The following is a 20640-nucleotide window of genomic DNA, read 5'->3' on the forward strand; positions in this document are numbered from 1 at the left end:
AGATTTACGAAAGAAAAAAAGAAAAAAAATTGATTTAGTTTACAGTGAATACAGTGATTTCTTGTCATGGTTTCTATGAAAAAGAAAGTGCTATTTTTTGTTTTTCTCTTTGGTTTTTCCCTCTATTCGAACCCACCACACAATTGGATGTCCCATTCAATGGTGGTGAAGGAAATCATCAAAACATATGAGTCCTTTGAAAATTATCGAGCTGATTTTAAAATCATCACAAAAAACAGAGTTTCTTCGGGGGTGGCTTACTACAAAAAAGGAGGACGTGTTCGTTTTGAATTCCATCAACCAGCTGGGGATCTTTTGATATCTGATGGAAAAATCCTCTGGATAGTGGTTGGAAAACAAAACCTCGTGGGGAAACAGGATTTGCAACTTCAAGTAAAGAACGAGGACAACAAACCCATTTTTGCGGTGATGCCAGGAAGGGGGGTGTCTCATTTATTTCAAAAATATCACTATAAATTTGATGATATACAACAACCCAAAGAAATTGATGGAAAAAAATACTACGTATTGGATTTGGAACAAAAGGTCAAAATTGGTGGCTACGAGAAAATGAAATTATTTGTGAATCCCAAAACATTTTTTATCGAGAAAGCCATTGCAGAAGGAAGTTTTGGAACCAAAGTGACAATAGAATTTTCCAATATCCAAACACAGCTTGAGATTGAAGGCAAATTGTTTCAATATCAACCACCAGAGAATGCAAGGGTAGTATTAAACCCTTTAGTGTCGGAGGAATAACCAATGGCAAGTATTGGTAAATTAGGTGATAAATTACGAAAAGCTCGGGAAGCAAAAGGGTATACCTTAAGAGATGTAAATGCTCATATCTTCGTTTCGCCAAAATTTATAGAAGCTTTAGAGAAAGAAGACTATAGCGTATTTCCTTCGGAGACCTATGTCCTTGGATTTTTGCGAAATTATTCGGAATTTTTGGGTCTCAATCCTGATGAAATTATCAATGAATATAAAAACCTCCGAGTTCAGACGAATGATACACCTATTAAAGAACTTACACAGATAACAAAACCATCATTTTTCGAAAATTCAAGTTTAATTCTAAAGATTGCCATTTTCATATCTGCTATGGTTTTATTGGTCTTGTTGGTTTATCATTTTATTGATTTTTTCCAAGAGAATAGTAAAATCTTCGAAACAACATCGAAGCAGATTCCTTGTGATCAAAGAGAGTTGCGAACAGTTGAGCTTGTTGCAGATAAGCCATATTTTTCCAATGTGGATTTCGAATATAACTATCAAATCAATGTGGCTGGATTGGATAAGATATCACTTTGTTTGAACCAAATCCAGTTAGATAAAGAAAATAAAAACGTATGGTTTGAGGTTCAATACAAAAACCAAAAATATAATCTTCAAGGAAACGAGGGAGAGACCATAGTTTTGAGCAACCTCATACCCGAAATTCAACAGAATCAGAATCAAATCGAAATTACTGTAAAAGAAATTCTTGATGAAGTTGTGCAAGTAGAGTTAACTGCTCAGTCAAAAGAATTTGTAACTCAAAAAGCCATTGTGGTAGTTTTAGAAATCATTCAAGATACGTATATGGAATGGGTTTCTGATGGGAAAAACTTTCGTGGGATGTTTTTAAAACAGGGAGATTTGCGCATTTTAGAAGCCGATACACGTTTGGACATCAAAATAGGCAACGGAGCGGGAGTCCGTTATCGAAGGGATGATTTGCCTCAAAAAATTGCAGGACCTCCTGGCAAAATAGTAAAGCTATCCTTTGTTAAAATTCAAGACCCCATAGATCCAACAAAATACAAAATTGATGAAAAAGTAGAAATTGCTCAGTAAAATGAAATATTACCTAACCACTTTAGGTTGTCCAAAAAATGAAGCTGATAGCAGAGACATTGAAACTTCCCTCTTGATGGAAGGATTTTCTAAAGCAAAGCACGTTGATGATGCGGATTTTCATATCATCAATACTTGTGCGTTTATCGAAGAGGCAAAAAAGGAAACCATACAAGAAATTTTCCGAGCCATATCAATAAAAGAAAAACTCAAAGAGAAAAACAAAGATCAAAAAGTAATTGTAGTAGGTTGTTTTTCTGAAAGATACTCAAAAGAAATCAAAGAAGAAATCCCGGAGATAGACCTATTTTTTGGAACCAATCAATATCGAAAAACTGGGGAAATCCTAAAGACCCATTTCCATTTGGAGATACAAAAACCTTCTGATTATGTTGAGCTCTGGGAAACCCTCAAAGCCAAGAAGAAGTTTTACGCACCAGTGAAGATTTCTGAAGGTTGTAATCGCAATTGTGCTTTCTGTGCTATTCCTTTGTTTCGGGGGAAATTTCAATCATTTGAAAAAGAATCAATTTTAGAGCAAGTTCGATTTTTAGCTCAAACGGGTATCAAAGAAATCTGCATAGTCAGTCAAGATACAAATTCTTATGGAAGCCACTATAATGAGTTAGTTGATCTTCTCGAGTTGATTCAAGAAATCGAAGGGATTCAATGGATACGACTACTCTATATGTATCCAGATCAGAAAACTATGAGGATCTTAAAGGAAATCCATAAAAGAAAAATTTATAAAATAGTTCCTTATTTAGAAAGTCCAATTCAACATGTATCAGAGAAGGTTCTAAAGAAAATGAATCGTTATGGGAGCTATGAGTTTTTTAAAGATTTATTTCAAATGGCAAGGGATTTATTTTCGGATCTGGAAATCAGAACTACATTTTTGATTGGCTTTCCAGAAGAAGATGCTCATGACATCGCACTTATCCAAAGGTTCATCGAAGAAACCAAAATTGAACATCTAACTTTCTTTGCTTATTCGCCAGAAGAAGGAACTCAAGCGTATGAATTTTCTAGTAAAATCAACAGGAAAGAGATAAAGAATAAAATCAATGAAATTCAAAACTTCTATAACGAAATTCTAAGAGACATAATGTCAAATCATGTTGGAAAAATATATTATTCCCTTTTGGAAGGAATCAAGCCCAATGAATTATACTTTCGAAGACCTCAATCAGCACCAGAAATAGATGATATCGTTGTGGTTTCCTTCGATTACAAGCAATGGAAACAGGAAAAAAAGGAACCACCTAAATTAGGAGAATTCTATCCTATTGAAATCACGGGATTCGTATCTTATGATTATACTGGAAGGATACTTTCGGAAGTGGGTGCGCTATTATGAAGTTCCGTAATAAAGAAAAATTTACTATACCGAATATACTGACTTACTTTCGATTTTTATCGGTTCCTATTTTTATCTATTTGATCGTTTCACCTGAGGAAACTCATCGGACATGGGGGTTTATTATTTTTGTTGGGGCATCTTTGAGTGATTTGATTGATGGCTATATTGCGAGAAAATGGAATCAACAAACGGAACTGGGAAAATTCCTAGACCCATTAGCAGATAAATTTTTAGTTGTAGGAGCATTAATTACTTTTTTGTTCATGACTCAACAAGTTGAGCTCTGGATGGTGTTATTCATCATTGCAAGGGATTTACTAATAACCCTTCTAAGGACATTAGCAATTAGAAAAGGAACTCCTTTGAAAACTTCCGTGTTCGGAAAAGTCAAAACAGCCTTTCAGATGTTCAGTATCATTGTGGTTTTGTTAAGCTTTTTAGTAATTACCTACAAACAACGAGATACCATCAATCAAATTTACTTACAAAAAAAAGAAGCAGGATACTTCACTTTTGAAATTGCAAACGAATTCTTTCTTGCTTTTATCAGGGGGGAATATACGGATTTATTTTGGATTTTGTCATCATTTGTACCATATTACTTGATGTTTATTACAACTATTATAACTATTATTTCTGGTTTACGGTATTTAATTACAAACTACAAGCTATTATTGCCACCTTATAAATAAAACTTACACAAAGGAGAGATTATGGTTGAGTATCTTAAAAAAGTAATGAATCATCAACACTTAACTCTAGAAGAAGCGTATCATGTTATGAACTTAATCATGACGGGTGAGGCAGGAGAAATTCGAACTGCAGGATTACTCGTAGCTTTGGCAATGAAAAAAGAAACAGGTGAAGAAATTGAAGGTTTTGCCAAAGCAATGCGAAAAGCGGCGGTCCGCTGGCCCATCCGAGAAAAACAAGAAATATTAGATACTTGCGGAACTGGTGGTGACAATGCCAACTTGTTGAATATATCTACAATTTCTGCTGTTGTAATGGCTACTATGGGTTATAAAGTAGCAAAGCATGGAAATCGAGCTGTCTCGAGTGCTACGGGCTCTGCGGATGTTTTAGAAGACTCAGGCATTAATTTAGAAATATCTCCAGATGAAGCGGCAGAGTGCCTAGAAAAAATTGGAATAACTTTTTTGTTTGCTCCCAAATGGCATCCTGCCATGAAGTATGCAGCACCCGTTCGTAGAACCTTAGGAGTTAGAACGATTTTTAATATTTTAGGACCCATCACAAATCCAGCACCGATAACACACCAAATCATGGGGGTATTTAGTAAAGAGTATATGCAACCTATCGCTGAAGCTTTGTGTGGATTGGGAAGAAAAAATGCTTATGTAATTCATTCCCACGACGGTTTGGATGAAGTTTCTGTGGCTTCTCCAACGGATTATGTTCAGATTGAAGAAGGAAAAATCACGCGCTATGGAACCTTTAATGTAGAAGATTTTGGAATAAAACCCGAGAGTTTAGACTCACTACGAGTGAAGGATCGAGAAGAATCAAAACAAAGATTCCTAAGAATCATCCAAGGTGAAGGAACAGAAGTGGAAAATAAGATTGTGGCAATAAATACAGCGATTGCATTGATTCTTTTCGAAAACTTAAGCCTTAAAGAAGCAACGGAGAAGGTATGGGAAGTTTTGAAATCCGGAAAGGTATATCAAAAATTCGAAGAATGGCGGAATTTCCGACCTGTGAATGCTGTGACTTCACTCGGAGGATGATGGTAAAGCTTGAGTTTGCAATTTCATTTTGTTTAAAAAATCCAAGACAAAAAGACTATGGGGAAATCCTCGGTTTGTGATTTCTCGTATCCAAACAACAATAATAATTTCGTTTAGTGGGATAAGATAATAACCAAATTGAACATAATCCGCAAAAAAGTTATCATAAAAAACAAAAAATTGATTCTTTACATCTTGATAACCAAGAGATTCTAAAAACGGAATTTGTTGAGAACGGTAGCCATCGATGCGATTTTGTTTTTTCAGCTCACTCAAAATCGATTGGATTCGTAAATCAAAAAGAAAAGAAGGATAATTTTTTTCAATAGGAAAAACAAAGATGATTGGTAGCTCTGATTGTTCTTTTTGAATTCCTAAAATAATCGGAAAGAGAAAATCATTGTGAGAAGTTAACAATTTTGATTGTGTTGGAATTTCAAAGGTGAGCGAATACTTTTCATCTGAAATTTTTAGTTCTTTTGGGTTCTTTTCGATGGAAAGAGATTTGATTAGGTTTTCTTTTTGCTTTTTGATTTGGAATTCTTCCCACTTCGAAAGAACTATTTCTTGTTGTAGAAAGAACAATTGATGAACAAGAATTAAAGCAAAAAAAAATAACAAAGAGAGAAAGTAAACACTGAAAAATGAACTGAAAAAGAAAAAAAGGCTGAAGATCATCAAGCTAATCATCAAACCCAAAGGGGTTTCATAAAAAAAGGGAAGCAAAGATAAAAGCAAAATTAACAAAACTAAGACAAAAAACTTCAGCAAAAATCTCTGTTGTAGAAAATTTTCTATCTTCTCTAATGGGGAATGAATAAAAACCCACACCAACAACATAATAATGGTTGAGGGCAAAAGAGAAAATAAAAGACTCAAAGAAAAGTTCCAATGGGAAGATAAATAAAAATAAAATCCAAAGCTAAAAAGAAATACAAAAAGAAAAAATAAATTGGATTTTTGTTTAAAGTTTATTTTCATAGAATAGTATAATTTTTAAATGATTCCTTAAATCATTAATTTTTTATGTAAAAGAAAAGACATTTTTTTTGAAGATTGGATTTAATGAAAATCAAAACGAAGAAGTTTGTGATCATTTTTTTACTTGCTTCTTATTATTTTGTATATTGTAAATCAAGCGAACCTTATTGGTTTGCTAATGAAAAAAACCTTTATTTAGTTAGGGTTGTTCGTCAACAAGTGCAATTTTATTTTCACATCGAACCAGAAACAAATACTGCAAGAATCCAAGAACTTTCAAAATCTATTGAACATTTCATGCAATTATTAGAGACTTATCCTTATATAAAGATCGTGCCTAAAAAATACGACATAATCATCTACAAAAACTATAAATCCTATAAAAATTATAGACCTTTTGATGTTGACTCATTGGCTCATTTTGATCGAAAAACAAAATACATCCACATCCCACTCCTTTATACTTTTGATAAAGAGGATCCTAATTTTCAGATCGATGTTCCAGATTATGTAGTGTTTCATGAGATCATTCATTCTATATTAGAGGATTGTTGTTCTCATTATCCCATATGGTTAAATGAAGGATTGTCGTTACTTTTGCAAAATGTTCGCTCTCCTTTTGTTTGTGGTAAAACTCAAATTGAAATGAACCTGAATTTGGATCGTGTGAATCAAATCATAAACCAAATAATTTTTCATTTGCCATATTATCCTGAGTTTTGGAGTATTTATGATTTATACGAACAAACTCTTTTATCGGGACTATACGTCTATTTTCTTTGGAATCAAAACAGGCTTTTAAAGTTCATTGAATTTATCAATAGTGATGAGGTAAAAAATAGCAAAAAGAATTTGTTTATTCTAATCACAAAAGGGAATTTAGAGATTTACGAAAATGAAAAAAAAGAGTTCCTACTGTGGCTAATCCAACTTCAACCAAGATCTCTTCTAAGAGGATGTTAGTTTTTTGGATTATTATTGATTTAAACATTTCTTTTATAAAAATTCCAATAACTTTATAAACTTTTCAAAATAAAATTTTTCTTTTTTAGCTCGAATTTCTTACAAGAAAAAACGTTTCTGTATGCATAGGGATGGATGGTAAAACCCAGAATCTCATATAAAAATTCTAAATTATATGTATTCTTTCTAAGAGTATCAATCAATTTTTCTTCTGAGACTTTTAAAAGGTATTCATCGAAAGTATGGTCTTTCAAATGGTTAGGAAAGAAGGGGACAAGCACAATGCGATTAGAAATCTTTAAGCTCAGAAATAAACGAAAATCGCCCTCCATCACCATGCATCTACCTGTAAGCAAAAATACTTCATTTCGAAAAGCAAGTGGTTGAGGAAATAACAATTCCAGCTTTTCCCAACCTAGATAGACAATAAAATAATCTTCTTCTTGCTGAAAAATATTTGTGAATATATATCCTTTGTTGTTTCGAGCGGAAAATTTTAATTCATCAGGAAAAACAAGCATCTCTGCTTTGATTTTCAAAAACGAAAAACATATCCAGAAACAAACTTGAAGTAAAAACAAAATTTTTTTCACGTTATACTAAAAAACTTCGAAATTGTTATTTTGTGGAGAGATATTTCATAATTGTATGGATTTTTTCAATTTCTTTTTTCCGAATTATTGTGTTGAATGTGGAAAAGAAAGTAAAGAAGCATTATGTTTTGATTGTTGGAAGGAATTCAAAAAGAGTAGCTTAAAAAAGTCAACAAATAATAGATGTGAAATTTGCTATCATAAAAAGCACAATGGGAAATGTAAATTTTGTTCCAGTAGATTTCTGTATTTTGACTCCCTCTATGCTTTATATGAATATAATTCAAACACAAGAAAGGTTCTACTCGATTGGAAGTATCAGAATTACAAAGCTGTATATCGCTTATTTGTAAGCGAAGTTGTAAAATACGTTAAAAAAATACAACCTAATCGAATCGGATTCATAGGTTCACAAAAATTCAAAAAGAATACTCGTTCTTATGAAGTTTTAGAATTGCTCGTAAGGCAGGTATCAAAAAAGACAAATGTTCCATGGGGGAAAGATATAGTTAAAATTAAAACCACAAAACAAAGTAAGAATAAACAATTAGAACGATTTTTAGCCATCTCAACATCTTTCGAATTGACAAAAGAAATTAAATATGTAGATAAATACTTATTAGTAGAAGACACAGTTACAACTGGAGCAACAATAAATGAAGTATCAAGGTTGTTAAAAGAGATAGGGATCAAAGAAGTTCATGTGCTTTCCATTTTTTTGGAAGATTTTGATGAGGAATATTATGGAGTCCATAACGAAAAGTAAAGACGGTGACGTTATCATACTAAAAGTAAAGGGAAATATACAACACATAGATACACCGAATTTCGAAAAACAGTTAGAAGAAGTGCTGAAAGAAAATAACTTCAAAATCGTAATTGATTTGAGTAATATTAAGCACGTTTCATCTTCTGCTTTGGGAATTCTGATTGCTATGGAAAGAAAAGTGAAAAGGAAAAATGGAGATATACGTTTAGTAATTACTGAACCAGAAGTTCAAAGAGTTCTTCAAATTACTTTATTGAATCGAATATTTCAGATCTATTCTAATGTTAGTGATGCTGTTGAGTCATTTAAAATGATGAAGTGATGCCCATACTGAAGTTAAGAAAATCAGGAATCTTAGTAGCAAGTAATAATGAGCACAAAATTAAAGAAATTGTAGATTTGTTATCACCCTATGCCATACCAGTTTTTAGTCCAAAAGAAATGGGAATCGAGCTCGTTGTGGAAGAAACGGGGACAACGTTTTTCGAAAATGCAAAACTAAAAGCAGAAGCATATTATCACATTGCAAGGATTCCCACAATCGCAGATGACTCAGGACTTGAAGTTGATGCTTTAAACCACGAACCTGGAGTTTATAGCTCAATTTATGGTGGCGTGTCATTGAATCAAAATCAGAGGAATCAATATCTTTTAGAAAAAATGAAAAATGTTGCTCATTATCTTCGAACAGCTCGATTTGTTTGTGTGATAGCTTTTAAGTGGAGTGAACATGAACCTGTTCAGTTTTACGAAGGTATAACTGAAGGAAGAATTATCTATCAACCTCGAGGGAGTCATGGTTTTGGATATGATCCAATCTTTGAGGAATACACTACAAAAAAGACATTTGCCGAAATGACATTAGAAGAAAAAAATCAAATCAGTCATCGAGCCAAAGCATTAAGAAATTTTTTAAATCACCTATTACGAACTTCGTGAAAAAAATACACTTGTTTAATTTAAATTCAAAAGATAAAGTTCTCAAAAAATCAAATGAACTTCGCAGAAGTCATTAAATCATTAATAAAGATTGTTTAGTAGGTTTCTTTTCGGTAGAACCAGCGATCGATTTCGGATTTGTCAATTCGAATGATGGTTGGTCTTCCATGAGGGCACCTCGAAGGAACCTCACATTGATACAACTTCATCAACATCTCCGAAATGGCTTCTAAAGAAATAGGATCGTTTTTTCTAATAGAAGCTTTGCAAGCTTTATTAGCAATGAAACTATCATAGAGTTCTATTTTATTATATCCTAAACTCAGGTTTTTGATGATTTGTATAAATTGTTCTTTTTCTTCCTCCAATTCTAAGAAATCTGGGATTTCTCGTAAAACAAGGGTATTATCAGAAAAAAATTCCCACGAAAAGCCAAGTTGTTGTAATTCTTCTTCGAATTCTTTCATCAATTCTTTTTCTTCATTTGTCAAACGAAAATGAATAGGATATAACAGGATTTGTTTTTGGTGGATGTTCTTTAGGATTTGTTTTCTCTTTTTTTCGTAATTGATCCGTTCATGTGCTGTGTGTTGATCGATGAAAAATAACTCATTCTGGCTTGCTGCTAAGATGTATGTTCCAAAAATCACACCCAAGATTCTTTCGGGGAATTCTGGTTGATGTTGCTTCGGGATCTCGAGGTTTTTGGTTTTTTCCATATAAAAGGTTTTAGCTTCGGAAAATATCATCGGTTGGATCTGAGAACTGTGGCTTGTCCCAAAGTTTTTTTCCGTGAATTTTGGAGAGCTATCTAAATTTAAAGGCACATTGGGTAAAAGGGTTCTTTTGATGGCATCGATGGTAAAAGTGTAAAATTCTTGTTCATTTTGTATTCTTATTTCTTTTTTTGTGGGATGAACATTTACATCAATCAAAAAAGGAGGGATTTCAAAAAACAAAAAGTATATTGGTTTTGATTCTGTAGGTAGTAAAGGTCCGTAAGCTTTTTTGATGATGGAACTAAGATTTTTGATTTCTACGGCCCTTTGATTGACAAAAACAAATTGATATTCAGAAAGAGAATTTTGAAGGTTGGCTTTTCCAATCCAGCCTTGAACCTTGATTTTTTCTTTTTCATAAAAAACTGGTAGTAACTTATCTGCAAACCCCTTACCTAAAAGAAGTTCGATTCTTTTTGTCAAATCATAAAAATTCATTGAAGGTAGGCTCATAATAGGCTTGTCATCACGAAAATACTGAAATTCTACGTGGGGGTGGGATAAAGTAAACTTCATGATTTCTCTAAAAATCTTTTGATCTTCAAAAGCAGGTTTCTTTAGAAACTTTTTTCTTGCGGGAGTAGAAAAAAATAAATCTATCACACTTATACTCGTTCCTGTCAAACAGGATACTGGTTTTAGAGAGAGTATGTTTCCTTCTCTTGCTATCATGTGAGTTCCAATTGTTTCTGAAATATGCTTTGTTTGGATTTCTAACAGAGATACAGCTGAGATAGAATGCAAAGCTTCACCGCGAAAACCAAAAGAAGTGAGACTTTCTAAGTCTGAAAGGCTATAGATTTTCGATGTGGTATGTTTTTCGATGGTGAGGGGTAAATCTTCTTTGAGGATTCCTTCTCCATTATCTTTTACAATGATTTTGTCTATTCCTCCGTTGTAGGTATAGACTTCGATTTTTGTGGCTTTTGCGTCTAAACTGTTTTCAACCAACTCTTTTACCACAGAGGCAGGGCGTTCAATCACTTCTCCTGCTGCGATTTTGTGAATCACAACAGGATCTAATCTTCTAATCAGTCCCATAGGAGTTTTTCTTTACAAGACAATCGATAAGTTTTTTGAGTTTCTAAAATGAATGAAAAAATTGCCTTTTTAGTTGGGGTATCACTCCACATTATTTTTTTATTTACGAGAATTGATTTGTTCTCATTTGAGTGCATCACAGATTGCAGTGGAATTGTCATTGCAAATATGCCCATTAGCATTATATATTTGGCATTCCCAGATGAATTTTTAATCATTTTTTCTTTCTTTTTGGGATCCTTTTTGTGGGGTATTTATTTTTGGCTGATTTACAAGTTTTTTTCGTGGATTTTTGATAGGTAAATTTTAATTTTTTAAGAAATAGAAATTACTATCATCAGACTTTTCTTCAGAAAAATGGTATCCGTTCAGCTGAAAGTTTTTTAAATCATTTGGATTTTGGATTCTGTTTTTTACTATCCAGTTCGTCATTATCCCTCTTGCTCTTTTTGAATTCAAAGCTATCGTTACATATCTTCCATTTCGTTTTTCTTGGAAATGTATGTTCAAAATGGGATATTTTAGGTTTTTTGTGTCAATCACTTGAAAGTATTCATGAGAGGCTAAATTCACTAAGTGCTTATTCTTTTGTTTGGATAGTTCCTCGTTGAGGGCATGGGTGATTTTATCTCCCCAAAACTCATACAAACTTTGAAAATTGAATTTTTGAGAAAATGTTTTAAACTCCGTTCCCATTTCCAAACGATAAGGGTATATCAAATCAAAAGGCTTCAAAATCCCATAGAGACCAGATAAAATACGAACATTATCTTGAAGAAAAAGCAAATCTTCATATGTATATTTGTCCCATTCAAAGCCTTTATATACGTCACCAAAGAATAAAAAAATCGAGGGATAGGATTCATCAAATTCAAAATTAGAAGGAAAGTTTTGATACCTTTCAAAATTTGTTTTTGCGATGGCAGAGCTGACATCTAATAGTTTCTGTAATTCTTTTTCATTCAGTTTTTGGATTTTTTTGACTAATTCTTTTGCCTCTTCCAAAAATTTAGGCTTTGTAAAGTACTTTTGAATTAGCTGAACATGTGGGATGGTGAGCCTTTTTAAGGTTTTAGCCGGTGATAAAACAATCATCATTTAATGAAATAGCATGTTTTTTAATGTCGATTTGAATAGTTTTTTCCCATTTTGCAAAGGGGCAATGTTTTTTAATAAAGGAACTAATGTGCTCAAAATAATGTCATAAGTATTGTCTATAGGGAATTTTAATTTTTTTTCTTTCTCAAACTTTTGGAGGATTTTTCTTTTGAGTTCTAACATTCTGTCATAGAGAGGCAATAAATTATATGGTTTTTTTTCTAAGATTTTTTGTGCTAAAAGGAGAGCTAGCTCATAATTTTCCCAAAGATGGATGTAAAAGTCACTTAGCTCATCAAAGATTTCACCCGTGCTTAATTTATCTAAGTCTTTGATGATCATTTCGTATTTTTGTATGATTTCTTCTAAGACGGGTTTTATGATTTCATAAATGATTTCATCTTTGGAGGCAAAATGGCTATATAGGGTAGCTCTTGATATGTCAGCTTCATCAGCAATTCCTTCTAATTTTACATTATCAGGACCTTCTATGGCAAATCTTTTTGTTGCAATTTCGAGAATCTTATTTCTTACTCTTTGACGACGTTTAGCTACTCGATGAAGCACTCTTTTTGTAGAACTTTCGTTGTTATCTAATTGGTTTTCTTTCTTGTCATTCATTATCTTTTCCATTATTTTCTTCCACACTTAATTATCATTGATTTTTATTTTTAATTCAATTAGAACAAATAAATAAAAAAATCTCTATTGTCTACTATTTTACATTACTACTTATTATTTTCATGTGAAATAAAATTTGCACCAAAATTATTTACAAAAAATAAAAATAAAACACTTATCAAAGTAAATTATTTGTATTGATGATTTCAATTTCGAAACATTTCTTCGATTTGGGTTTTGTATTTTTCTAATACTTTGTTTCTTTTGATCTTCATTGTCTCGGTGAGTTCTTCCCCTTTCTTTAATTCTTTGGGAAGAATGTATATGTGAGTTATTCTTTCAAAGGATTTGAAACCATTTTTAGCAGAAACTTCTTCTTTTAGGATATCTAAGAAAAACTGTTGGACCTCTTTGACACGATTCCATTCTTCTGTATTATCACTCAGAGTAGCCTTGTTTTTTAATTCTTCTTTTACTCTTTCTACGTTGGGGTAGATCAGAACTCCCAGAGACTTTTGATCCTGTCCTACTACTACAGCTTGTTGTATGAAAGGATTTGTGGTTAGGCGAACTTCAATGGGTTCAGGTTCAACGTTTTCACCTCCGAGTAAAACAATCGTGTCTTTTGCTCTACCTGCGAATTGAATTTCCCCCGTTGTGGTCCATACGAATACATCACCTGAGTTTAACCATCCATCTTGTAAAACTTCTGCGGTTTTTTCGGGCATTTTGTAGTATCCTTTCATTACATGAGGACCTTTGTGCCATGCAATTCCTTTTACACCAGGTTTAGTTATGATTCTTCCGTATTCATCTCTGAGTTGGATGTGAACTCCAGGAAGACTAGGTCCTACACAAAATCGTTTGGGCATCGGCAGTCTTCCCATTGCACACACAGCTGTGGTTTCTGTCATTCCATAAGCGTCAATAATCGGAATTCCACAGTATCGAAAAAAATCAGCAATATGAACCGGAAGTGCTCCAGCTCCCGACAATGCAAACTTCAACTTCCCACCAAAAATATCTCGTACTTTTGAGAGAATTTTTCTTGCAATCCAGATAAATGGCAACGTTATGATAAAACCCAAAAGAGCTAAGATTTTTCGAATGACTTTGTCGGTGAGGGTTTCTTCTTCTGTAAAAGCAATCCGATCAAGTAAGTGATCCAAAGAATCAGTATATAAACCTGCAATTTGCAAAGCGAGCTGAAAGATTCTTTGATTTCTCTGGGGTTGTTTTCTTAGGTTTTCGAAAATTCTTTTGTAGAGTTGTTCCCAAACTCTTGGAACCGAAACTAAAAAAGTAGGTTTGATGGTTTGTAAATCCGCAGCTAATGTCATGATCGAGGAATTTGCCATACTCGCACCACAAGCAATAAGAGTAAACTCCAATACCCGTTCGGCTATGTGCCATGGTGGAAGAAAGATTACCACTCGATCTTGTTCTGTTATAGGAGAAATAAGCTGTATTTGAGCAATTTCCCAACAAAAATTACGATGTGTCAACATCACACCTTTGGGGGTTCCCGTTGTTCCACTCGTGTAAATGATGGTTGCTAAATCGTCTGGTTGTATGGATTCTCCTCTTCTTCTGAGTTCTTCTTCTCCTTTGAGTCGAAGTAACTCATAACCACGATTAATGATATCAATCAAGAAGTAAAAATTTACATTCGTAAGTTTTTGAATTTTTCCGATACGTAATCGATTTTCTTCTAATTCTTGGAGTAGTTTGTCGAAGTTTTTGTATTTCTCTCTGCCTTCGATTGAGATAATAGTTTGCACAGAAGGTATCTCTCCAATACAATTCACTAACTTTTGTAAGGTTTTTTCGTTTTCTATTATGACGATGGAAGTTTCTGCATGATTTAATATATATAAAATATCCTGCTCGGTTGCATCAGTTCCTCTGGGAACGTCAACACATCCTATTGTATCGATAGCAAAACAAAGCAAGGTCCATTCATATCGATTATCACAAAGGAGAGCAATTTTGTCACCTTTTTTAACTCCCAACTCATAAACGAGAAAAGCTTGGATACTTTTCATATCAGCTCGCCAATTGGCATAAGAAACTGCGCCAAAGTCTTGTTTCTCCAAACGAACCCAGAAGGCTGGTCGTTCTGCGTGAGTGGAAACCGTATCTTTTAACAAATGATACAAAGACAGCTTTTCCATTCTATCTCTCCCAATTCCTATCCAATATCAAAAAGAAAAAAACTTTTTTATCAAGGCATAGTCAATGACATAAAATTTATCGGGTTTTTAAATTCGAAATGTATTGATCCCTTGCTTCTTGTGTAAGCACCATATTTTCCATCATTTTGCTTTCGAGTAAAACTGAGTAATGACTCAACTCTTCATCTGTTATAGCATTAGGAACGTAAAAGGGCTCACCATAACGAACAAAAATGGTATTAAACCAAAAGGGGATTCTGTGATAATCCCAAGAATTTGCTAACCTTTGTTTGGTGGATTCATAATGAAATGGTATGATGGGTATTCCTGTTTTTGAAGCCAACGTAATGATGCCTGATTGAACTTTAAAGGCAGGTCCTGTGGGTCCATCAGGAGTAATAACAAGGCGTTTTCCTTCTTTTCCCAACTGAATGAGTTGCCTTAAGGCTTGGATACCTCCCCGATGAGAACTTCCTCGAACACTATGGTTTTTGAATTTTTTTACGACTTTGTCTATTAATTCTCCATCTCGTGATTGAGAAATCATGATTGTTAGATCCATGTCTTGCACCAACACACTACCTCCAAAAGCATTACAATGCCACGCCGATAAAATAAAGGGTTGATTGTTTTTAAGAAAAGACTCAATATTATGTTTTTCTAATATGATTACATTCGATGTTTTCACTAAAACTTTAAGATAACCTACAATAAGAGAAACCAACAAATCCTCTAGGATAGAACGAAGGATTTTTTTCATTACCTAACGTTTTTTTTCGTTTGCCATATATACAACCAAATTTGAATTTAATGTTGAAAAGATGCATTGGGAAGATTTTACCTCTGCTTTTTTGATTTTGTTTTTTGTGATGGATCCGATTGGAAACATCCCGTTGTTTTTGATTGTTTTAGAAAAGATCCCAATAAAAAAAAGAAAATGGATCATCGCAAGAGAAGTGCTCTTTGCCATGTTGATTTTGATTCTCTTTTTGTATTTTGGAAACGAAATTTTACATTATTTAGGTATTTCTCAGTTTTCTTTGAAAATCTCAGGAAGTATCATCCTATTTCTGATTTCTATTCGCATGATTTTCCCACCCACTTCTCAGAAGGGTTCTTATATTTTTGGGGAGCTTCCCAGAGGTGAGCCTTTTTTATTCCCGTTGGCAATGCCTTCGTTGGCGGGTCCTTCAGCAATCATGACGGTGATTTTACTTTCAAATCAAAATCCCGAAAAAACCTGGATTTGGTTATTCGCCATTCTGTTTAGCTGCTTTTTTGCTTTGATGATTCTTCTGTCTTCGAATTGGATTGCAAAGTATGCGGGGGAAAAAGGAATCTTTGCTTTGGAGAAACTGATGGGAATGATTTTGACGGCAATTTCCATCGAAATGTTTTTAAAAGGAATCCAAGAATTTTTAATCACCTCTATCGAATCGAAGCTCTGATGGAATCCCAGTCATTTGTCGGTAAATTACAAACGAAGTTTTCGCATAGATAAAAAGTAGTTAGATCATTCAAACGGGTATGATTTTCTAACAGAGGGATTTTTTGGGTTTGTTCTTTTGATTCGTCAACATATCCTAATACGGTTTCACTACTTATACTATTTCCAATTAGTTCCCAGATTTCTGTTAGTTTATTTTGTTTTTCGTGATAGACAACCACCAATTGTTGAGAAAGAAAATAAAACTTCAAAACATTCATCAAAAAGAATGAATACGCAAAAGGGTTTTGCGCAGCAGTTGGGTAGTAATTCAAAATCAGTTTGTTAATCACGCTTTCATAAAGTTCACTTTCAAAACCAAAATTCCAAAGTTGGACAAGAAGTCGCATGGTAGCAGAAAATCCTGAGGGAATTACTCCATCATAAAAATCAGAACTACGAACAATCAAGTATTTTTCGTCATCTCGAGTTTCAAAGAGCTTTCCAGAAGGATCGAAATGGTATTTTAGTATGTACTTTAAAATCCTATTCGCATAGTAGAGGTATTCTCTTTGACCTGTTGCTTTATAGACATCCACCAATGCAGAACCCATCAACGCATGATCGGATAATGTTCCTACATAAGGTGCTGTCTTCTTTTGATGGTTACTATAACTTCGATAAAAATAGCCCGTTTGAGCATCGTGATCAAAATCAGAAGTGATTGTTAAATGAGAAAAGATAAACTTTAAAGTCTGTTGCAATGCTTGATTATATACGGGATTTTGTGTAGTAATCAACATTTGAGATAAAACGGTCAACATGAGGGCATTCCAAGATGTGAGAATTTTTTCATCTCTATGAGGTCTTATTCGTTTGTTTCGCTCCAAAAGAAGGATTTGTCTTGTTTTGTTTAAGAGCTCTTTGGAGATTTCTTTTCCCACTACTGAAAGAATGGTTTTTCCTTCGAAGTTTCCTTTTGGACGAATTCCCCAGTAATCACAAACTTGTTGGATTTCTTCTGGAGAGTACTGATAGGATTTTAAGATCGATTCTATTTCTTCCTTGGTCCAAAGATAGAATTTTCCTTCTTCTCCTTCACTATCAGCGTCTTCAGCACTATAAAAACCTCCTTCTGGATGCTTCATGTCTCGTAATAGGTATTCTAACACATCTTTGGCAATCTCTAAGAATACTTCTTTTTGAAAGGTTCGATATGCTTCTAAACATATCCAAGCAAACAAAGCGTTGTCATAAAGCATTTTTTCAAAATGAGGAACAAGCCAATCATGGTCTGTAGCATATCGTGATATGCCGCCGCCAATCTGATCGTAAATCCCACCATTTCGCATTTTTACGATGGTGGTTTGAATCATTTCCAAAATTTTTTGATTGGGTGTCTTTCTATACAGTTGGTTTAGAAATAATAAATTCAAAGATGGTGGGAATTTGTTTTTCCCATTCACCAAAAAGCCACCTTTCTCTGCATCAAAATAAAGATAAAAATAATCGATTATGGACTCAAAATGAGAAAAAGAAACTTTGATGTTTTGAATGTCAACATCACGATTTTGGAGTGCATGTGTGATGTTTTCAGCTACTTCGTTTACTTGACTTCGATGATTTTTCCACAAATCAATGATTTTCCACAGAACCTCTTTAAAAGAAGGCATTCCCCACTTCCTTATGGGGGGAAAGTAAGTTCCACCTGTGATGGGTTTTAGGTCTGGAGTCAAAAACACATTCAAGGGCCATCCCGCAGAGATTCCCATCATTTGGACTGCCGTGATGTAAATATGATCCACGTCTGGAAGTTCTTCTCTATCAACTTTGATGGGAACAAAATAAGTATTGAGAATGTTTGCTATTTCTTCATCTTCGAAGGATTCTCTTTCCATCACATGGCACCAATGACATGTAGAATACCCAATCGAAAGAAATATGGGTTTGTCTTGACTTTTGGCTTTTTGGAAGGCTTCCTCCCCCCATACATGCCAATCAACAGGATTATAAGCATGTTGGAGTAGATAAGGACTGGTTGCATGGATAAGACGATTGGGAGCTCGTTTCATAAGTGATTAATTAAACTTTTTTTCATCAAACGTCATTGATATTTTGACTCATATCCTTGATAGCCCTCTGGATAGCACTTTCTGCAGCCTTTTATGATCAGCTTTTTGGGATTGTCAAAATAGGAAACCGCTAAGATGGTGTTTTCTTTTTCTAATTGGGATTTACAAACAGGACAGATTCGTTTTCGACTATCAAAAACTCCTAAGCAATAGGGACATCCCTTGATAAAGGTGCGAATTTCGAACTTTGGGATTTCTACCTGGTTAGAACGTAGTCGCTCCCCTTTTTTTAAGGGATGACCACAAATAGGACAAAACCCTCTTTGATCTTTCTCTTTTTTTTCGTGCTTGAGTTTTACGTCAAAGATGAGCCAAATCAAAAAAGAAAGGAGCCCTAAAGAAGCTCCAAGAAGAATAAAAACTTCCACTAATTTATCTAGCAGTAATCAATTTCGGATTGATTTCTTTGATTAACTTCAAATCATTTTTGTTGTAGACCTGAATAGGAATATTAGGAGCATTCCCAGAACCAGTTAAGTAAATTTTATCTCTGAAAAACGTAACCTCGGAGTGAGGGTGAATAGGAGCAGAACTCCTTCCTTGGTGATTTAATTCAAAATCAAAACGTGCTAAGTAGTGTTTACCTTGATACTCTTCAATAACGTAAATGAAGTTATCGCGAACCTCCATGAAGGTGTTGAAACTTACCAGCTCTTTGGATTTCTTTTTGACTTTGAGGGTTTCTGCATCAAGTAAATACAAGAAATGAACAGAATGATCGGGGATTTCTTCTTCATAACCCACGACAAAAATGCCTACTTTATCTACAGCCAAAAATTCCCTACTACAAATATTCGTAAAAGGACCTCGAAACAAGGCATCGTCTTTATTTGGATCAATCATCCATAACTCATTATTGTAGTGTCCATCTTTATAACGAATTACTTTTAAAAACACAATCTTTTCGTTGATGACATTATCACTTAGTTCTTTTTCTTTTTGGAGTTCCTTTTTGAGTTCTTCTACCTGTTTTTGAAGAGCTTCGAGTTTTTCATCGGGTTTAGTTTCTTGTTTGGCTGCTTGTTGGAGGTTTTCTTTTTGTTCTTCTTCTTTACGGGTTGTTTGAGGTTGATTGAGTTCTTGTTTTTGTTCTGCTAATTCTTTTTTTTCTTGTTGGATTTGTTCTTTTTGTTGTTGGAGCTGCTCTTGTTGTTTTTGGATTTCTTGTTGCTGTTGTTCAAGTTGTTGTAATTTTTGTTCTTCTTGTTTGATTTGAGGTTCATTCTTTACGGGGTCCTTTCGTAATTCTTGAAGGACTCGGTTGGTATCTTCTTTTTGTTTTTGTATGTTTTGTTGTTGTTGCTGGATTTGCTGCTCTTGTCGTTGGATTTGTTCTTCTTTTTTGATGAGTTCTTGTTCTTTCTGTTCGATTCTTTGTAAGTCTTCTTGTTTTCGTTGTTCATCAATTTTGCGTAGTTCTTCTTTTTTTTCTTGAGGGATGGATTTTTCTTGTTCAATCACGATTTTGATCTCTTCTCGATCCAAATCCGACTGATCAGGACGAACAACATTCTTTCGTAAAGGAATGAGAAGTTGAGTTTTCCCAGCCCAATTTCGATATGAACGATCAATCCCAATTTTTTGCTGCTCTAATTGGTTCAAAACATTCACCGAATAGCTCGCTTGCACGAGCTCAGGCTTCAAACGAAGACTGGCATTGTAGAATACCACTAATTCTGATAAAACACGTGATTGTTCAGGTTTGTATTCGAAGGCTTTTTCCAAATATCCTTGAACCACCCTCATGATACTTCGCACATGACCATAATCCGCTGCGGGAAGAATGATCATCACATCAGCTCCGTATTTTTCTACATCGGGATCGAAAATGCGAATCACTTGGACCTGATTGGTGCTTGCTTGGTTGTTTTGTAAAATTTGTTCACCCAAAGAAGATCCGGTGTTGATCTCTGCATTTCGTGCAAAATCAGAAGCACGTCGATTGGTTCGGTTAATGAATTCGACAGGAGCTCCCTGAATGGCTTCTTCCGCAACTTGGGGTCGGGCTTGTCCTTGTAAGTTTTGATTTGCGATGAATAACGTTATTGTGATTACAAAAAAATGTAGTTGTTTTAATCTTGTCATAATCTTATCCTTAAATTTTTTTTGTCAATGTCCAAAAACTAAAATACTTCTAATCAAATATCGAAGGTAAGCAAGAAAAATCTAAA

General features: G+C 34.1%; 20 protein-coding genes. 10 read left to right on the forward strand and 10 right to left on the reverse strand.

All coding sequences use genetic code 11. The annotated features are described in order from the left end of the window. The first annotated feature begins 75 nt into the window (after window positions 1-75). Genes NZ853_02370 through trpD form a run of 5 tightly spaced genes read left to right on the forward strand, consistent with a single transcriptional unit; the run spans window position 76 to window position 4953 of the window. Window positions 76-759, forward strand: coding sequence for an outer membrane lipoprotein carrier protein LolA (locus NZ853_02370; protein MCS7204521.1), 684 nt, complete (start codon window positions 76-78; stop codon window positions 757-759). Window positions 760-762: 3 nt separating this feature from the next. Next, window positions 763-1839 carry a helix-turn-helix domain-containing protein gene (locus NZ853_02375; protein MCS7204522.1) on the forward strand — a complete coding sequence of 359 codons (1077 nt, stop codon included), beginning with the start codon at window positions 763-765 and terminating at the stop codon, window positions 1837-1839. A 1-nt stretch (window position 1840) separates the two neighbouring features. Continuing rightward, window positions 1841-3199, forward strand: a complete 1359-nt coding sequence (locus NZ853_02380; protein ID MCS7204523.1) for a MiaB/RimO family radical SAM methylthiotransferase — start codon at window positions 1841-1843, stop codon at window positions 3197-3199. Continuing rightward, window positions 3196-3894 (forward strand): CDP-diacylglycerol--glycerol-3-phosphate 3-phosphatidyltransferase, encoded by a 699-nt coding sequence (gene pgsA, locus NZ853_02385; GenBank protein MCS7204524.1) that lies wholly within the window; start codon window positions 3196-3198, stop codon window positions 3892-3894. Before NZ853_02380 ends, pgsA begins: the two co-directional genes overlap by 4 nt. A gap of 21 nt (window positions 3895-3915) precedes the next feature. Further along, complete coding sequence (gene trpD, locus NZ853_02390; protein ID MCS7204525.1) at window positions 3916-4953, forward strand: anthranilate phosphoribosyltransferase; 1038 nt, start codon at window positions 3916-3918, stop codon at window positions 4951-4953. On the opposite strand, the gene NZ853_02395 is transcribed toward trpD, so the two are convergent. Further along, complete coding sequence (locus tag NZ853_02395) at window positions 4939-5934, reverse strand: hypothetical protein (protein MCS7204526.1); 996 nt, start codon at window positions 5932-5934, stop codon at window positions 4939-4941. The two genes, trpD and NZ853_02395, sit on opposite strands and share 15 nt — an antisense overlap. Window positions 5935-6018: 84 nt before the next feature. Between NZ853_02395 and NZ853_02400 the strand changes: the two genes are divergently transcribed. Continuing rightward, on the forward strand, window positions 6019-6897 hold the full coding sequence (locus tag NZ853_02400) for a hypothetical protein (protein MCS7204527.1): 879 nt from the start codon (window positions 6019-6021) through the stop codon (window positions 6895-6897). A gap of 53 nt (window positions 6898-6950) precedes the next feature. Here NZ853_02400 and NZ853_02405 read toward each other — a convergent pair whose 3' ends face one another. After that, entirely contained in the window at window positions 6951-7490 is a 540-nt protein-coding gene (locus NZ853_02405) for a hypothetical protein (GenBank protein MCS7204528.1), read from the reverse strand. 55 nt (window positions 7491-7545) lie between these two features. Here NZ853_02405 and NZ853_02410 point away from each other — a divergent pair, with 55 nt between their 5' ends. The 3 genes from NZ853_02410 to rdgB are packed head-to-tail and all read left to right on the forward strand — an operon-like array spanning window position 7546 to window position 9198. Then, complete coding sequence (locus NZ853_02410) at window positions 7546-8256, forward strand: phosphoribosyltransferase family protein (protein ID MCS7204529.1); 711 nt, start codon at window positions 7546-7548, stop codon at window positions 8254-8256. After that, window positions 8234-8581: an STAS domain-containing protein gene (locus NZ853_02415; GenBank protein MCS7204530.1), complete on the forward strand. Its 348-nt coding sequence runs from the start codon at window positions 8234-8236 to the stop codon at window positions 8579-8581. The genes NZ853_02410 and NZ853_02415 overlap by 23 nt, the downstream gene beginning before the upstream one ends. Next, window positions 8581-9198 (forward strand): RdgB/HAM1 family non-canonical purine NTP pyrophosphatase, encoded by a 618-nt coding sequence (gene rdgB, locus NZ853_02420; protein MCS7204531.1) that lies wholly within the window; start codon window positions 8581-8583, stop codon window positions 9196-9198. The genes NZ853_02415 and rdgB overlap by 1 nt, the downstream gene beginning before the upstream one ends. Window positions 9199-9293: 95 nt before the next feature. Here rdgB and mutL read toward each other — a convergent pair whose 3' ends face one another. From mutL to NZ853_02445, 5 genes are all read right to left on the reverse strand, one after another. Further along, complete coding sequence (mutL, locus tag NZ853_02425; GenBank protein MCS7204532.1) at window positions 9294-11018, reverse strand: DNA mismatch repair endonuclease MutL; 1725 nt, start codon at window positions 11016-11018, stop codon at window positions 9294-9296. Window positions 11019-11324: 306 nt separating this feature from the next. Continuing rightward, on the reverse strand, window positions 11325-12116 hold the full coding sequence (gene yaaA, locus NZ853_02430) for a peroxide stress protein YaaA (GenBank protein MCS7204533.1): 792 nt from the start codon (window positions 12114-12116) through the stop codon (window positions 11325-11327). Continuing rightward, window positions 12117-12749, reverse strand: coding sequence for a TetR/AcrR family transcriptional regulator (locus NZ853_02435; GenBank protein MCS7204534.1), 633 nt, complete (start codon window positions 12747-12749; stop codon window positions 12117-12119). Between the two features lie 194 nt (window positions 12750-12943). Next, window positions 12944-14911 carry an AMP-binding protein gene (locus NZ853_02440; GenBank protein ID MCS7204535.1) on the reverse strand — a complete coding sequence of 656 codons (1968 nt, stop codon included), beginning with the start codon at window positions 14909-14911 and terminating at the stop codon, window positions 12944-12946. Between the two features lie 76 nt (window positions 14912-14987). After that, window positions 14988-15671, reverse strand: coding sequence for a lysophospholipid acyltransferase family protein (locus tag NZ853_02445; GenBank protein MCS7204536.1), 684 nt, complete (start codon window positions 15669-15671; stop codon window positions 14988-14990). A 61-nt stretch (window positions 15672-15732) separates the two neighbouring features. On the opposite strand from NZ853_02445, the gene NZ853_02450 reads away from it, so the two are divergent. Beyond that, window positions 15733-16359: a MarC family protein gene (locus NZ853_02450; GenBank protein MCS7204537.1), complete on the forward strand. Its 627-nt coding sequence runs from the start codon at window positions 15733-15735 to the stop codon at window positions 16357-16359. Here NZ853_02450 and NZ853_02455 read toward each other — a convergent pair. The 3 genes from NZ853_02455 to NZ853_02465 are packed head-to-tail and all read right to left on the reverse strand — an operon-like array spanning window position 16340 to window position 20554. Next, window positions 16340-18409: a thioredoxin domain-containing protein gene (locus NZ853_02455; GenBank protein MCS7204538.1), complete on the reverse strand. Its 2070-nt coding sequence runs from the start codon at window positions 18407-18409 to the stop codon at window positions 16340-16342. The two genes, NZ853_02450 and NZ853_02455, sit on opposite strands and share 20 nt — an antisense overlap. A 32-nt stretch (window positions 18410-18441) precedes the next feature. Then, the gene (locus NZ853_02460; GenBank protein ID MCS7204539.1) at window positions 18442-18837 is read right to left on the reverse strand and encodes a hypothetical protein; all 396 of its coding nucleotides are present in this window, start codon (window positions 18835-18837) and stop codon (window positions 18442-18444) included. A gap of 4 nt (window positions 18838-18841) precedes the next feature. Then, window positions 18842-20554 carry a hypothetical protein gene (locus NZ853_02465; GenBank protein ID MCS7204540.1) on the reverse strand — a complete coding sequence of 571 codons (1713 nt, stop codon included), beginning with the start codon at window positions 20552-20554 and terminating at the stop codon, window positions 18842-18844. Window positions 20555-20640: the final 86 nt, after the last annotated feature.

Source organism: Leptospiraceae bacterium, from assembly GCA_025059995.1.
GTDB lineage: Bacteria > Spirochaetota > Leptospiria > Leptospirales > Leptonemataceae > SKYB61.

Bases quoted from the DNA above. Each gene is read 5' to 3' on its own strand.
- NZ853_02440 (MCS7204535.1), bottom strand. From the start codon at position 14,911: ATGGAAAAGCTGTCTTTGTATCATTTGTTAAAAGATACGGTTTCCACT.
- NZ853_02455 (MCS7204538.1), bottom strand. From the start codon at position 18,409: ATGAAACGAGCTCCCAATCGTCTTATCCATGCAACCAGTCCTTATCTA.
- pgsA (MCS7204524.1), top strand. From the start codon at position 3,196: ATGAAGTTCCGTAATAAAGAAAAATTTACTATACCGAATATACTGACT.
- NZ853_02375 (MCS7204522.1), top strand. From the start codon at position 763: ATGGCAAGTATTGGTAAATTAGGTGATAAATTACGAAAAGCTCGGGAA.
- NZ853_02465 (MCS7204540.1), bottom strand. From the start codon at position 20,554: ATGACAAGATTAAAACAACTACATTTTTTTGTAATCACAATAACGTTA.
- NZ853_02435 (MCS7204534.1), bottom strand. From the start codon at position 12,749: ATGGAAAAGATAATGAATGACAAGAAAGAAAACCAATTAGATAACAAC.
- NZ853_02380 (MCS7204523.1), top strand. From the start codon at position 1,841: ATGAAATATTACCTAACCACTTTAGGTTGTCCAAAAAATGAAGCTGAT.
- NZ853_02370 (MCS7204521.1), top strand. From the start codon at position 76: ATGAAAAAGAAAGTGCTATTTTTTGTTTTTCTCTTTGGTTTTTCCCTC.
- NZ853_02410 (MCS7204529.1), top strand. From the start codon at position 7,546: ATGGATTTTTTCAATTTCTTTTTTCCGAATTATTGTGTTGAATGTGGA.
- NZ853_02395 (MCS7204526.1), bottom strand. From the start codon at position 5,934: ATGAAAATAAACTTTAAACAAAAATCCAATTTATTTTTTCTTTTTGTA.
- NZ853_02400 (MCS7204527.1), top strand. From the start codon at position 6,019: ATGAAAATCAAAACGAAGAAGTTTGTGATCATTTTTTTACTTGCTTCT.
- rdgB (MCS7204531.1), top strand. From the start codon at position 8,581: ATGCCCATACTGAAGTTAAGAAAATCAGGAATCTTAGTAGCAAGTAAT.
- trpD (MCS7204525.1), top strand. From the start codon at position 3,916: ATGGTTGAGTATCTTAAAAAAGTAATGAATCATCAACACTTAACTCTA.
- mutL (MCS7204532.1), bottom strand. From the start codon at position 11,018: ATGGGACTGATTAGAAGATTAGATCCTGTTGTGATTCACAAAATCGCA.
- NZ853_02450 (MCS7204537.1), top strand. From the start codon at position 15,733: ATGCATTGGGAAGATTTTACCTCTGCTTTTTTGATTTTGTTTTTTGTG.
- NZ853_02415 (MCS7204530.1), top strand. From the start codon at position 8,234: ATGGAGTCCATAACGAAAAGTAAAGACGGTGACGTTATCATACTAAAA.
- yaaA (MCS7204533.1), bottom strand. From the start codon at position 12,116: ATGATGATTGTTTTATCACCGGCTAAAACCTTAAAAAGGCTCACCATC.
- NZ853_02445 (MCS7204536.1), bottom strand. From the start codon at position 15,671: ATGAAAAAAATCCTTCGTTCTATCCTAGAGGATTTGTTGGTTTCTCTT.